Raw genomic sequence first — 13,220 nt, 5'->3', positions numbered from 1 at the left:
CCCCCTCTGGGCGGCTGGGGCGCTCACCGCGGCGTGTCAGCCCCGTCCGCAGGCGGTGCGCTGGACACCAGCCCGGCCAACTCCAGCTGCATCAGGATCATGTTGACCAGCGTGGCCACCGAGGGGCGTCCCGTGTCGATCGCGAAATGCGCTGTCTCGGCGTACAGCGGGTGCCGCTGCGCGTGCAGGTCCTTGAGTCGGACCAAGGGATCGGCCACCTGCAACAGCGGACGGTGGCGGTCGTTGCGCAGACGGCGAAAAAGATCTTCCGGCGTCGATCGCAGGTAGACCACGCGCCCACGCTCATGCAGGTGTACCCGATTCTCCGGGCGCAGCACGGCGCCGCCGCCGGTGGCGATCACCGCCAATGGACCGGCGGTGACTTCATCAATGACCTGCGCCTCGAGATCCCGGAACGCCGCCTCCCCCTCGCGATCAAAAAACGCCCGGATGCTCGACCCTATGCGTTGCTCGATCACGTGATCGGAATCGACAAAGGGCAAACCCAGCCGCCGGGCCAGTTGGCGCCCGACGGTGGATTTGCCCGATCCAGGCAGCCCGACCAGGAAGACCGACTGCGTGGGGTTCAATTAGTTGATGGCGGTGCGCCCCAGGACCCGCGGCGTGATGAAGATCAGCAGCTCAGAACGCTGATCGATCTGGTTGCGCGACTTGAACAGGTTGCCCACGGCGGGCAGATCGCCCAGCAGCGGCACCTTCTGGATCTGGTTGCGCTCGGTGCGCTCGAAGATGCCACCGATCACCACCGTGCCGCCGTTCTCCACCAGCACCTGGGTTTGCACGTGCTTGGTGTCGATGGCGATACCCTCGGAGGTGGTTTCGCCACGGGTGTCCTTGTTCACGTCGAGGTCGAGAATGATGTTGCCCTCGGGCGTGATCTGCGGCGTAACTTCCAGCTTGAGGTTGGCCTTGCGGAACGCGATGGCCGTGGCGCCGCTGGACGTGGCGGTCTGGTAAGGGAACTCGGTGCCCTGCTCGATCAGCGCCTTCACCTGGTCGGCCGTGACCACGCGAGGACTGGACACCACGCGGCCCTTGCCATCGGATTCCAGCGCCGAGATTTCCAGCGCCAGGAAGCGCGAGGCGTTCGGGCTGAACAGCGACAGGGCGTAGGACGCGGCCTGACCGGACGGGGGCAAGGCGGGCAGGTTCACGAAGGGGGCGGAGGTCAGAGACGGTCCGGTGGTCACGGCCCCGTAGTTGCTGCCGAAGTTGCCGCGCACCGGATTGCCATTGGCCGAGCCTGCGCTGAAGTCCCGCACGCCACCGCCCAGACGCACGCCGATGGATTTGCTGAAGTCGTCGTCGGCTTCCACGATGCGCGCCTCGATCAGCACCTGGCGGATCGGGATATCGAGCTTGGTGATCAGCTCCTGCACCTGCGCCAGGCGTGAAGGAATGTCCGTCACGAAAAGCTGGTTGGTTCGCGGCTCGGCGATCACGCTGCCACGGGGGGACAGGATGCGCGCGTTGCCGGAATTGCCTCCGCTGCTGACCGTCGACGACGACCCGGCCGTCAGTTGCGTGGCGATGTCGGACGCCTTGGCGTAATTCATCTGGAACGATTGCGTGCGCACCTGCTCAAGGCTCTCCACGGTGGCGCGCGCTTCCAGCTCCTGTTTCTCGCGGGCCGCGATTTCATCGCGCGGGGCGATCCACAGCACGTTGCCCGACTTGCGCAGGCCCAGGCCCTTGGCCTGCATGATGATGTCCAGCGCCTGGTCCCAGGGCACATCCTTCAGGCGCAAGGTGACCGAACCCGCCACAGAGTCGGAGGTCACGATGTTGAAGTTCGTGAAGTCGGCGATGACCTGCAGCAGCGCACGGACTTCGATGTTCTGGAAGTTCAGCGACAGCTTCTCCCCGGTGTAGCCCGGGCCTTGGCTGAGCTTGTTGGGATCCACGCGTTGCTCGCGCACCTCCAGCACGAACTGGTTGTCGCTCTGGTACGCGGAATGCTCCCAGTTGCCCGCCGCCGCCACCACCATGCGCACGCGGTCACCCGTCTGCGTGGTCGTCACCGACTGCACCGGCGTGCCGAAGTCGGTCACATCCAGGCGGCGGCGCAAACCCTCGGGCAGGGAACTCTTCAGGAACTCCACCACGAGGCCCGTGCCTTGCTGGCGGATGTCGACACCGACCTGGTTGTTCGGCAACTCGACGACGACACGCCCCGTGTTGCCCGTGCCGCGGCGGAAGTCGATGTCGCGCAGCGAGCTGACGTCCAGGTTGCGGCTCTCGGCAAAATGCGTCGGCGGATTGGTTTGGGCCGTCACCGCTTCGGGACGCTCCATGACCACCAGCAGGCTGTTGCCCTCGACGCGCGTCTGGAACGGCGCCGGCTGCTTGAGGTTGATCACCACCCGCGTGCGTTCGCCCGCCTGAACCACGGTGGCCGAACGGAGATTGCCTTCGTTGATGTCAACGGTGCTGCGCCCCATGGCATTGGCCACGCCCGGAAAGTCCAGGGCGATGCGCGCGGGCGACTGCACAGTGAAGCTAGACGGCGTGGCCTTCAGGGGTTCGGACAGGTTGATCCGGACCACCTCGGCACCACTTTGAATCCCACCGGTGACCGACTGGATCGCAGACTGCGCCTGCGCCCAGCAGGCCGACAGGACGAGACCGAGAACCAGCCCCCCCTTGACCATCCTCCGCCCCCACGCCGTTCCAGCGGTCGCCTGTTCTGGCTTTTTCATTTAGCGTCCTCTACTAGCTGCAGCGCCGTGGGGCGCTCGATCCATTCACCCGACGGGTCCTGCACGATTTCGCGCAGGGCGACTTCGGTCTCGGTGATGCGGGTTACGCGTCCGAAGTTCTGTCCCAGGTACTGTCCTTGACGCACCTGGTACAGCAGGCGGTCCACCTTGATCAGCGCCACCAGTTCCCCCGAACGGTCCAGGCTGCCGACCATGGTCATGGAGTCCAGGGGGAAGGCCTCGAGTGGCTGTCGCCGACGCGCCAGCTCGGGCTCGATCAGCGCGGCATTGGCGGCGCTTGCCGATTGCGTGCCGCGCAGCAGGCTGGCCAGCTTTTCCGTGCTGAAGGGCGGCGTTTCGCGCTCGACACTGTAGGGTTGGGGTTCGAACCGCGTGGGTTCGGGAATCGGCTGAACCGATGGTTTGATCGAATTGCGCTCGGCCTGCATCCAGGACCGCAGCTCGTCCTGCCCGGACGAGGTACAGCCCGCCAACACAAGGCCCAGGACCAACAAGGAATAGGGGGCGAGGCGGCTCACTTCTTTGCCCCCTTCGCTTTTTGCTGGGCCGCGATTTCCTCGGGGTCCAAGTACCGGAAGGTCTTGGCCACGCCCTCCATCGTCAAGTAACCGTCGCGGGTGGCGATGGGCGTCAGGCTGAGGTTGTTCAAGGTGACGATGCGCGACAGGTTGGCGATATCAGCGGCGAACAGGCCGACGTCGTGGTATTTGCCCGTGACCCGTATGACGATGGGCAACTCGGCGTAGTACTCACGGACCACCACCTGTCCGGGACGGAACAGTTCAAACTGCAGACTGCGGCCCAGACCGGCTTGGTTGATGTCGGACAACAAGGCGTCCATTTCGGCCTTGCTGGGCAGTTGCTTCTCCAGCTGCGTCACGTACTGCTGGACCTGCTCCAGCTGCTTGCGCAGGGCGTCCAGGTTGACGGCCTGCACCAGCTTGCTGCGGTAGGTGGTGCGCAGTTGCTCTTCACGGGCCTTCTCGGCCACCAGCTCTTCGTCGACGCCCTTGAGCCAGACGAACCACAGCGCGGCCACGACGCCCAAGCACACGGCCACGAACAGCAGGTTTCGGGGCAGCGCCGGCCACAAGGACGGATCGTTGGGATCGAGACCGGTGAACTGGGCGCGCAGCTTGTCCTGCACGCCCTTCAGATCGATATTGATGCTCGACTTCTTCGCCATCACGCCACCCCGGGTCAGACTTTGCCCGCCGCGGGTGCGGTGGCTGGCGTGACCGGCGCCGGCGTGACCGCCGGCTTGCGCAAGGTCACGCGCATGGTGAAGTTGGCCACGCGCCGCGCATCGGCGCCACTGATGGCCGCGTTGGCGGACACGATTTCCACCAGCTCAGGGCGCGTCAAGGCGGGGCTGTTGTTGGACAGATTGCGCAACAGCTCGGACACCCGCTCCTGCGACTGCGCCGTGCCCGTCAACAGCACACTCATGTTTTCCTGCTTCATCGACCGCAGGAAAACCCCCTTGGGCAGTTGATTGACGAGCTCCTCCAGCAGATAGACCGGCAGGTTGCGGCCCGCCTGAAGGTCCTCGACGGCCGTCTGGCGCGCCCGCAGCGACGCGATTTGCTGCTGCAGCGTGGCAATGTCCTTGATTTCCGCGTCCAGCTTGGCGATTTCCTGGGTCAGGAATTGGTTGCGGTCTTGCTGGATGGAGATCTGCCCCTGGTACCACGTGAAGACGGCGCCACCGATGATGCCCCCCAGCAGCGCCGACAAGCCCAGCTGCGTATAGAACTGTTCCTTCTGGCGCTTGCGCGCTGCCTCGCGGTGGGGCAGCAGGTTGATGAGGATCATTGGTAGAACCTCCGCAGCGCCAGCCCGGTGGACGTCAGGTAGGCCGGCGCCTCACGTGAGATCTTTCGCGCCTGAACACCCGCCCCCAGTTCCATCGCGTCGAACGGGTTGATCAGCATGCACGCGAACGAGGTTTGGTGGGTCACCGCCTCGGTGAGCCCCAGCAAGGCGGCGCTGCCGCCGGCCAGCAGGATGTGGTCGATCTTGTTGTACGGCGTGCTGGTGAAGAAAAACTGCAGCGCGCGGCCGATTTCCTGGGAAAGGCTCTCAATAAACGGCTCCAGCACGGCGCTCTGGTAGTCCTCCGGTAGGTCACCCGAGCGCTTCTTGGCTTCGGCCTCGTCGGGCGAAAAACCGTACTGGCGGATGATGAGCTGGGTGAGCTGACCGCCACCAAAGGCCTGGTCGCGCTCGTAGAGCACTTCGTCGTTGCGAATGACCTGCAGACTCGTGGTCATGGAGCCGATCTCGAACAGCGCCACCAGCGCGTCCACCCCCTGGTTCGGCAAGGTTTCGATCACGCGGCCGGCGGCCAGCCGCGACGCATAGGACTCGACGTCCATGACCACGGGCTTGAGACCCGCGGCTTCGGCCAGGCCTTGCCGGTCGGACACCTTTTCCTTGCGGGAGGCGGCGATCAGCACCTCGACATCGCCCACGGACGTCGCGCTGGGGCCGACGACGCAGAAATCGAGGCTCACCTCGTCGAGCGAGAACGGGATGTACTGGTTGGCCTCGGACTCGACCTGCGCCTCGAGCTCCTTGTCGCTCATGCCACCCGGCAGAACGATTTTCTTGGTGATCACCGCCGAGGCCGGCAACGCCAGGGCCACGTTCTTCGTCTTGCTGCCGCTCTTGCGGACCACCCGGCGCACCGCGTCGGCCACCTCATCGAATTTTTCGATGTTGCCGTCGGTGATCCAGCCGCGTTCCAGCGGTTCCATGGCGCAGCGCTCCAGCACGAACTCGCCGGCGCGGTTGCGGCTGAGCTCGACAAGCTTGACGCTCGACGAACTCACGTCAATGCCCAGCAACGGCGCTGGCTCTCGGCTGAATAGCGATCCCAGTGAGATCAAGATGGCCCCCAAATCGCGTGGCGATGTACTACGCCAGACTTAAGAATTCACTTCAATGCTAGCAGTAAGCCCATTGAGCGGCAAAGATTTTTTGCCAAACGCACAAATCGAAACGTTGTCAAAAGCCGACGGGATGAAGGGCCGATACGACGGCCTGAACGCCCACCGACAATCCGGTCCACAAGCCCAAACCCCTACGTTCCGTTCATTCCATGTCGGCACCTTGGTCGACTTCTAAAATGCGGCACGTTTCCAGTCCGAGTTCGCATGCCCCAAGAATCCCAGCCCTCTCGCGCGGCTCCTGCCAAGGCAGTATCTGCGGCGCCCCGCACGCTCATCTGGATCGGTCGCTTGGTGGTGGTTGTCGCCGGACTGGCGGCGGCAGGTGTTGCGGCCATGCTGATGGCCCTTGGCATCGCCCTGGCGGTGGCCTACCCCAATCTGCCCGACGTCACGGGCCTGGCCGACTACCGCCCCAAGCTGCCTTTGCGCGTGCTCGCCGTGGATGGCCAGCTCATCGGCGAGTTCGGTGAAGAGCGGCGCAACCTGCTGACCATCGACCAGATCCCCGACGTGATGAAGCACGCGGTGCTGGCCATCGAAGACGCGCGCTTCTTCGAGCACAGCGGCGTGGACTACCGCGGCATGGTGCGCGCCGCGCTGGCCAACCTGCGCGAGGCCAAGAGCCAGGGCGCCTCCACCATCACCATGCAGGTGGCGCGCAACGTCTACCTGTCGGCGGAAAAGAGCTACACGCGCAAGATCTACGAGGTGCTGCTCACCTTCAAACTGGAGCACATGCTCACCAAGGAGCAGATCCTCGAGATCTACATGAACCAGATCTTCCTGGGCCGGCGAGCGTATGGCTTCGCGTCGGCCTCGCAGATCTACTTTGGCAAACCGCTGAAGGACGTGACCATCGCCGAGGCTGCCATGCTCGCGGGACTGCCGCAGGCGCCTTCGGCCTACAACCCGGTCCGCAATCCCAAGCGCGCCCGCACGCGCCAGCTGTACATCATCGACCGCATGGTCGAGAACGGCTTCATCACCGCCCAACAGGCCGAAGAGGCCAAAGCCCAGGAGGTCAAGGTCCACCGGGGGGCGATGGACGACGGCCTGCGCGCGGAGTTTGCCGCCGAGATGGTTCGCCAGGCCATCGTGGCCCAGTATGGCGAGGCCGCGTACACGCGCGGCCTGGTGGTGTCCACCACCATCGACCCGCGCGCCCAGGAAGCCGCCTACCGCGCCGTGCGCCAGGGCGTGCTGGACTACGAGCGCCGGCAGTTCTACCGCGGCCCGGAACTGTTCATCAACCTGCCCGAGGACCCGCAGGAACGCGACACGGCCATTGACGAGGCCCTCGCGGAACGCCCCGACAACGGGGACCTGCTGTCGGCCGTGGTGCTCCAGGCCGACCCACGCAAGGTGGTGGTGGTGCGTCAGGACGGCGACCCGATCGAGATCACCGGTGAAGGCCTCAAGCCGGTGCAAAGCGGCCTGTCGGACAAGGCCGGGCCGAACATCAAGCTGCGCCCGGGCGCCGTCGTGCGCATCGTCAAGGTGGGCGACAAATCCTGGCGCGTGACGCAATTGCCCGAGGTCGAGTCCGCCTTCATTGCGCTGGACCCGCGCAATGGCCGCATCGCGGCCGTCATCGGCGGCTTCGACTTCAACAAGAACAAGTTCAACCACGCCACCCAGGCCTGGCGCCAGCCGGGGTCCAGCTTCAAGCCCTTCATCTATTCCGCCGCGCTGGAAAAGGGCCTGACGCCAATGACGGTGGTGAACGACGCGCCGCTGTTCTATTCCGCCGCTGATACGGGCGGCAAGCCCTGGGAGCCGAAGAACTACGACGGCCAGTTCGAAGGCCCGATGTCGGTGCGCCGCGCGCTGGCCAAGTCCAAGAACATGGTGTCCATTCGCGTGCTGCAGCTGGTGGGCACGCAGAACGCGCAGAACTGGGTCACGCGCTTCGGCTTCGAGGCCGACAAGCACCCGCCCTACCTCACCATGGCGCTGGGCGCCGGTTCGGTCACGCCGCTGCAGATGGTCACGGCCTATTCGGTGTTCGCCAACGGCGGCCACCGCGTGACGCCCCTGCTGATCACCCGCGTGACGGACGCGCGCGGGCGCGTGCTGTTCGAGGCGCCCCAGACCACGCTGGACAACGCGCCGCAGGCGATCGAGCCGCGCAACGCCTTCATCATGAACAGCCTGCTGCAGGAGATCACCCGCTCAGGCACCGCGGCGCGCGCGCAGGCCACCCTCAAGCGGCCCGACCTGTATGGCAAGACCGGCACCACCAACGACGCGGTGGACGCCTGGTTTGTCGGCTACCAGCCCACGCTGGCCGCCGCGGCCTGGGTGGGCTACGACACGCCGCGCAACCTGGGGAGCCGCGAAACCGGCGGTGGCCTGGCGCTGCCGATCTGGATTTCCTTCATGCAGGAGATGCTGAAGAACGTGCCCGTGGCTACCTATAGCGCACCGCCCGGCGTGGTCAACATCGGCGGCGAGTGGTACTACGAAGAATACGGCCCGGGCAATGGCGTGCATGGCCTGGGCCTGGCGGACCCCTGGCCTGGCGCGCCCGCCGGCGCGGCGGTCGATGCCAATGGCGTGCCGATCGCGCCACCGCCGCCGCAGCCGCCGGTGGAGAACCGGCGCAGCATCCTGGATCTGTTCAGGAACTGAAGCGCAGCGCCTCGCCCGACTGCTCGCTCGCGTAACGCGACAGGTTCTCGAAGAACTCGCCGTTGCCCTTCGTGTCTTGCCAGGCGCGGCCATCGTGCTTGTAGTGAAAGCCGCCGGCGCGTGCGGCCATCCACACCTCGTGCAGCGGCTTCTGCAGGTTGATCACGATCTGGCTGCGGTTGGCAAAGGTGAGTGTGATCATGCCGCCCACGCGCTGGTTGTCGATGTCCGCATCGCTGTCTTCGTTGATGCGGTCGCAGTTCAGTTCGATGGCGCGCAACAGGGCCTCGGCGCGATCCTGGTATTCGAGGTCGGTCATACAATGCGCGAATGTTTGGGTGGCTGCGCATTCTAGGTCGCTGTTCAGGCCCCGCTCGGGTCATGGCCTTGTCGCTGCTGCTGTCGGGCTTGGCGGCTTGCGGCCAGAAGGGTCCGCTCTACCTGCCGCCCCCCAAGAGCCCCGAGACCACGCCCAAGCCCGCCAACAATGCCCCTGTCGCCCCTGCCCGCCTTCCTGACGCAACGTCACGGTGAACTGCACGTCGAGGACCTGAGCCTCGACAGCCTGGCCCGGGCCCACGGCACCCCACTCTTCGTCTACAGCCAGGCCGCCATGCTGCAGGCCCTGGGCGCGTACCAGCGCGGCCTCGCCGGGCGCTCGCACCTCATCTGCTATGCGATGAAGGCCAACTCCTCGTTGGCCATCCTGCAGACGCTGGTGCGCGCGGGCTGCGGGCTGGACATCGTCTCGGGCGGTGAGCTGGAGCGTGCGCTGGCCGCTGGCTGCGCGCCCGAACGCATCATCTTTTCGGGTGTGGGCAAGACCCGCGCCGAGATGCGCCGCGCGCTCGATGTCGGCATCGGCTGCTTCAACGTCGAGAGCCGCGCCGAGCTGACCGTGCTCGATGAGGTCGCGCGCGCCGCCGGGCGGCGCGCGCGCGTGAGCGTGCGCGTCAACCCCGACGTGGACGCGCAAACGCACCCTTACATCTCCACCGGCCTGAAGGACAACAAGTTCGGCATCGCGCACGACGAGGTGCTGGACACCTACCGGCAGGCTGCGGCCTGCAGCGGCCTTGAGGTGGTCGGCATCGACTGCCACATCGGCTCGCAGATCACGCAAGCGGCGCCCTACCTCGACGCGCTGGAGCGCGTGCTGGACCTGGTCGCCGCCATCGAAGGCCTCGGTTTGGGCCTGCGCCTGCACCACATCGACTTCGGCGGTGGCCTGGGCATCGACTACCGCGGCGATGCGCCTCCCGCCGCCGACGCGCTGTGGGCGCAGTTGCTGCAGCGCCTGGACGCGCGCGGCTTCGGCGACCGCCAGATCCTGATCGAGCCGGGCCGCTCCATCGTGGGCAACGCCGGTGTCTGCCTGACCGAGGTGCTCTACCTCAAGCCGGGAGAGCACAAGAACTTCCTCATCGTGGACGCGGCCATGAACGATTTGCCGCGCCCCGCGATGTACCAGGCCTACCACCGCATCGAACCACTGCGCGCGCGCACCGACACCGCCCCGCTCACTTGGGACGTGGTCGGCCCTGTCTGCGAAAGCGGCGATTGGCTGGGCCGTGACCGCGAGCTGGCGGTGCAGGCCGGCGATCGGCTGGCGGTGCTGTCGGCCGGCGCCTACTGCATGAGCATGGCCAGCAACTACAACACGCGCGGCCGCGCCGCCGAGGTGCTGGTCGATGGCAACCGGGCCACCGTGATCCGCCAGCGCGAAACCGCCGCCGATCAGATGCGGCTGGAAACGCCCCTGCCCTGAGGGGCCCCCCAGCGCCGCCAGGCGCGCCAGCCCAGCAGCGCGGCAAAGAGCATCGCGTAGACCGCGACTTCGTTGAAGTCGTGCTTGCCCGCGCGCATCCAGAAGAAGTGCAGCACCGCCAGCGCCGCCACCGCATAGACCAGCCGGTGCAGGGCCTGCCAGCGCGGCGCCCCCAGCGCGCGGATGGCGCGGTTGAAGGACGTGGCCGCCAGCGCGAGCAGCAGCAGCCAGGCCAGCGTGCCCACGAGGATGAAGGGGCGCTTGGGGATGTCGGCGACCACCTCGGCCCAGTCGAAGCCCATGTCGAACCAGGCGTAGGCCAGCCAGTGCAGCGTGGCGTAGAAGAACACGAACAGCCCCAGCATGCGCCGAAAGCGCGCCAGCGCCGGCCAGCTTAGGGTGACGCGCAGCGGCGTCACCAGCAGCACCAGCACCAGGGCGCGCAAGGTCCAGTCGCCCAGGGATCGGATCAGCGCCTCGGCGGGGTTGGCGCCCAGGCGGTCGGCCGCCGCGGCCCAGAACAGCCAGGCGAAAGGCAGGAGCCACACGGCAAATACCAGGGGTTTGGCCAGCGGGTGCAGCAGCGCCCGCTGGACCGCGGCGCGGTTCAGCCAACGCCCCGCGGGCAACGCGGTACGGGCCCCTTCGGGCGGCCGGGCGGAGCCCATGGCCTCAGTAGAACTTGCGCAGGTCCATGCCGGCGTAGAGCTGGCCCACCTGCGCTTCGTAGCCGTTGAACATCAGCGTCGGGCGGCGCTTGGCGAACAGCCCACCGCCTTCGCCAATGCGCCGCTCGGTCGCCTGGCTCCAGCGCGGGTGCGCCACCTGCGGATTCACGTTGGAGAAGAAACCGTACTCCTGCGGCGCCGCCAGATTCCAGGAGGTGCGCGGCTCCTTCTCGACGAAGCGGATCTTCACCAGCGACTTGCCGCTTTTGAAGCCGTACTTCCAGGGCACCACCAAGCGCACGGGCGCGCCGTTCTGGTTGGGCAGCACCTCGCCGTACAGACCGAAGGCCAGCAGCGTGAGCGGGTGCTGCGCCTCGTCCAGGCGCAAGCCTTCCACATAGGGCCACTCCAGCACGTTGGCGCGCAGGCCGGGCATCTGCTGCCTGTCGGCCAGCGTCACGAACTCCACGTACTTCGCGCTGCCCTGCGGCTCCACGCGCTTGATGAGCTCGGCCAGCGAATAGCCTTGCCAGGGCAGCACCATCGACCAGCCCTCGACGCAGCGCAGGCGGTAGAGGCGCTCTTCCATGGGCGCCAGCTTGAGCAGGGCGTCGAGGTCGAAGCGGCCGGGCTTGTTCACCAGGCCCTCAACCTCCACCGTCCAGGGACGGGTCCTGAGCTTGCCCGCGTACTGCAGCGGGTCGCTCTTGTCGGTGCCGAACTCGTAGAAATTGTTGTAGCTGGTGGCATCCTCGTAGCTGGTGGGCTTTTCCACCGTGGTGGCCCCGGCCACCGAGGACATCTTGCCCGGCAGAGCGGCCAGTTTGCCGGGGCGCGCCGGCGACGCCTGGGCCCAGGCATCGCGCGAAGCCCAGGCCACGCCCGCCGCGGCCAGGCCGGCCAGCCATTGGCGGCGCCCCAGGTAGGCGTGGCGCGGGGTGATTTCGCTGCTGCGCGGATGGACGAAACCGTCGCGGTCGGTTCGGATGATCATGGCCGTGTCCTCAGTGGCGCGCGGACGCGAGGAATGCCGCGCCCGCCAACCCGTCTGTCGTGTGATCCGCCGAAACCTTACGCGGTTCCGGGCTCAGAGGGTGCCGTAGCTGTGCAAACCCGAGAGGAACATGTTGACGCCGATGAAGGCGAAGGTGGTGATGGCCAGGCCCACCAGCGCCCACCAGGCGGCCACGGTGCCGCGCAAGCCTTTCATCAGCCGCATGTGCAGCCAGGCCGCGTAGTTGAGCCAGACGATCAGGGCCCAGGTCTCCTTCGGGTCCCAGCTCCAGTAGCCGCCCCAGGCCTCGGCGGCCCACAGGGCGCCCAGCACGGTGGCGATGGTAAAGAAGGCGAAGCCGACCGCGATGGCCTTGTACATCACGTCGTCCAGCACCTCGAACGAGGGCAGGCGCTCGGCGATGCGGCCGCGCACCGACAGGATGCCGCCCACAATAAACGCCGACACGCCGAAGTAGATGAACCAATAGACGCCGCCTTTGTCGGTGGCGCCCTGGCGGAACACCAGCGGTTCGAAGCACAGCACCACGCCCAGCACCCACAGGGGCGCCAGCTTGTACCAGCGGGTCTCGCCGGCGCTCTGCTTGATGAGGTAGGCGAAGGCCAGCATGGCCGCGATGGCGAAGGTACCGTAGCCGATGAAGTTGGCCGGCACGTGCAGTTTCATCCACCAGCTCTGCAGCGCGGGCACCAGGGGCTGGATCTCGTGCGCCTCGCGCACCACCGTGTACCAGAGCAGGAAGCCCACGGCCGCGCTCACGATCAGCATGGCGAAGGCACCCATGCGGCGCGTGCCGTACTGCTGCTCGTAGTAAAGGTAGAAGGCCGCCGTCATCCAGCAGAACAGCACGAACACCTCATACAGGTTGCTCACCGGGATGTGGCCGATGCCCGGGCCGATCTGGTGGCTTTCGTACCAGCGCACCAGCGAGCCGATGAGCGCCAGGCCCACCGCCACCCAGGCCAGGCGCGAGCCCAGCGCCTCCAGGGCATCGCCCGCGCGCGTGAACATGCCCAGCCAGTAGAAGGCGGTGCTCATGAAAAACAGCACGCTCATCCACAGGATGGCCGACTGGCTGGAAATGAAGTACTTGAGCAGGAAGACCTGATCGCCGCGCGCCAGGTCGGCGCCGCCGCCTGGGGCCTGGTACAGCCAGATGGCCAGCAAGGCGAAGGCCGCGACCACCGCCGCCAGCTTCTGCAGCGGGCGCCAGAACCAGCCCAGGGCGACCATGCTGGGCACGGTGCCGGCAAGGATCCACTTCTCGTAGATGTCCATGGCGCCGCCATAGCGCAGGAAGGCCAGCACGGCGCCGGCCAGCACGAACGCGGCGAACAGCCAGTCCCAGCGGTTGCGGCGGGCGAAATAGCCAGGGGCCAGTTCGGCGCCGCCCGAGGACTTCTTGAGCGTGATGGTTTGCGTGGCGGTGGTGGTGTTCATGCG

General features: G+C 66.6%; 13 protein-coding genes. 3 read left to right on the top strand and 10 right to left on the bottom strand.

Going from position 1 to position 13,220, the window contains the following annotated elements:
* Positions 1-23: 23 nt before the first annotated feature.
* Genes JNX00_RS04790 through JNX00_RS04765 form a run of 6 tightly spaced genes read right to left on the bottom strand, consistent with a single transcriptional unit; the run spans position 24 to position 5,632 of the window.
* Positions 24-590, bottom strand: coding sequence for a shikimate kinase (locus tag JNX00_RS04790; protein ID WP_070399161.1), 567 nt, complete (start codon positions 588-590; stop codon positions 24-26).
* On the bottom strand, positions 591-2,672 hold the full coding sequence (locus tag JNX00_RS04785) for a type IV pilus secretin PilQ (RefSeq protein WP_239478320.1): 2,082 nt from the start codon (positions 2,670-2,672) through the stop codon (positions 591-593).
* A gap of 44 nt (positions 2,673-2,716) precedes the next feature.
* Positions 2,717-3,259 carry a pilus assembly protein PilP gene (locus tag JNX00_RS04780; RefSeq protein ID WP_070399163.1) on the bottom strand — a complete coding sequence of 181 codons (543 nt, stop codon included), beginning with the start codon at positions 3,257-3,259 and terminating at the stop codon, positions 2,717-2,719.
* A complete protein-coding gene (locus JNX00_RS04775; RefSeq protein ID WP_204744265.1) occupies positions 3,256-3,927 on the bottom strand; it encodes a type 4a pilus biogenesis protein PilO in 672 nt (223 codons plus the stop codon). Before JNX00_RS04775 ends, JNX00_RS04780 begins: the two co-directional genes overlap by 4 nt.
* 14 nt (positions 3,928-3,941) lie before the next feature.
* Positions 3,942-4,556: a PilN domain-containing protein gene (locus tag JNX00_RS04770; RefSeq protein ID WP_070399165.1), complete on the bottom strand. Its 615-nt coding sequence runs from the start codon at positions 4,554-4,556 to the stop codon at positions 3,942-3,944.
* The gene (locus JNX00_RS04765) at positions 4,553-5,632 is read right to left on the bottom strand and encodes a pilus assembly protein PilM (protein WP_070399237.1); all 1,080 of its coding nucleotides are present in this window, start codon (positions 5,630-5,632) and stop codon (positions 4,553-4,555) included. Before JNX00_RS04765 ends, JNX00_RS04770 begins: the two co-directional genes overlap by 4 nt.
* A gap of 267 nt (positions 5,633-5,899) precedes the next feature.
* Here JNX00_RS04765 and JNX00_RS04760 point away from each other — a divergent pair, with 267 nt between their 5' ends.
* Complete coding sequence (locus tag JNX00_RS04760; RefSeq protein ID WP_070399166.1) at positions 5,900-8,326, top strand: penicillin-binding protein 1A; 2,427 nt, start codon at positions 5,900-5,902, stop codon at positions 8,324-8,326.
* On the opposite strand, the gene cyaY is transcribed toward JNX00_RS04760, so the two are convergent.
* Entirely contained in the window at positions 8,316-8,645 is a 330-nt protein-coding gene (cyaY, locus tag JNX00_RS04755; protein ID WP_070399167.1) for an iron donor protein CyaY, read from the bottom strand. The two genes, JNX00_RS04760 and cyaY, sit on opposite strands and share 11 nt — an antisense overlap.
* 11 nt (positions 8,646-8,656) lie before the next feature.
* Here cyaY and JNX00_RS04750 point away from each other — a divergent pair, with 11 nt between their 5' ends.
* Positions 8,657-8,860: a lipoprotein gene (locus JNX00_RS04750; protein ID WP_083293166.1), complete on the top strand. Its 204-nt coding sequence runs from the start codon at positions 8,657-8,659 to the stop codon at positions 8,858-8,860.
* Positions 8,814-10,094 carry a diaminopimelate decarboxylase gene (gene lysA, locus JNX00_RS04745; RefSeq protein ID WP_204744264.1) on the top strand — a complete coding sequence of 427 codons (1,281 nt, stop codon included), beginning with the start codon at positions 8,814-8,816 and terminating at the stop codon, positions 10,092-10,094. Before JNX00_RS04750 ends, lysA begins: the two co-directional genes overlap by 47 nt.
* Here lysA and JNX00_RS04740 read toward each other — a convergent pair.
* From JNX00_RS04740 to ccsB, 3 genes are all read right to left on the bottom strand, one after another.
* On the bottom strand, positions 10,064-10,705 hold the full coding sequence (locus tag JNX00_RS04740; RefSeq protein WP_204744997.1) for a protein-methionine-sulfoxide reductase heme-binding subunit MsrQ: 642 nt from the start codon (positions 10,703-10,705) through the stop codon (positions 10,064-10,066). The genes lysA and JNX00_RS04740 overlap by 31 nt on opposite strands.
* A gap of 61 nt (positions 10,706-10,766) precedes the next feature.
* A complete protein-coding gene (msrP, locus tag JNX00_RS04735) occupies positions 10,767-11,756 on the bottom strand; it encodes a protein-methionine-sulfoxide reductase catalytic subunit MsrP (protein WP_070399169.1) in 990 nt (329 codons plus the stop codon).
* 93 nt (positions 11,757-11,849) lie between these two features.
* Positions 11,850-13,217, bottom strand: coding sequence for a c-type cytochrome biogenesis protein CcsB (gene ccsB / locus JNX00_RS04730; protein ID WP_070399170.1), 1,368 nt, complete (start codon positions 13,215-13,217; stop codon positions 11,850-11,852).
* Positions 13,218-13,220 lie beyond the last annotated feature (3 nt).

It is taken from the genome of Hydrogenophaga sp. YM1 (assembly GCF_016903055.1).
Classification (GTDB): Bacteria; Pseudomonadota; Gammaproteobacteria; order Burkholderiales; family Burkholderiaceae_C; genus Hydrogenophaga; species Hydrogenophaga borbori.
The sequence above is the reverse complement of the archived record's forward strand: the minus strand, read 5'-3'. Positions and strand labels throughout refer to the sequence as shown.

Bases quoted from the DNA above. Each gene is read 5' to 3' on its own strand.
- JNX00_RS04785 (WP_239478320.1), bottom strand. From the start codon at position 2,672: ATGGTCAAGGGGGGGCTGGTTCTCGGTCTCGTCCTGTCGGCCTGCTGG.
- JNX00_RS04775 (WP_204744265.1), bottom strand. From the start codon at position 3,927: ATGGCGAAGAAGTCGAGCATCAATATCGATCTGAAGGGCGTGCAGGAC.
- JNX00_RS04770 (WP_070399165.1), bottom strand. From the start codon at position 4,556: ATGATCCTCATCAACCTGCTGCCCCACCGCGAGGCAGCGCGCAAGCGC.
- JNX00_RS04760 (WP_070399166.1), top strand. From the start codon at position 5,900: ATGCCCCAAGAATCCCAGCCCTCTCGCGCGGCTCCTGCCAAGGCAGTA.
- cyaY (WP_070399167.1), bottom strand. From the start codon at position 8,645: ATGACCGACCTCGAATACCAGGATCGCGCCGAGGCCCTGTTGCGCGCC.
- JNX00_RS04750 (WP_083293166.1), top strand. From the start codon at position 8,657: ATGTTTGGGTGGCTGCGCATTCTAGGTCGCTGTTCAGGCCCCGCTCGG.
- lysA (WP_204744264.1), top strand. From the start codon at position 8,814: ATGCCCCTGTCGCCCCTGCCCGCCTTCCTGACGCAACGTCACGGTGAA.
- msrP (WP_070399169.1), bottom strand. From the start codon at position 11,756: ATGATCATCCGAACCGACCGCGACGGTTTCGTCCATCCGCGCAGCAGC.
- ccsB (WP_070399170.1), bottom strand. From the start codon at position 13,217: ATGAACACCACCACCGCCACGCAAACCATCACGCTCAAGAAGTCCTCG.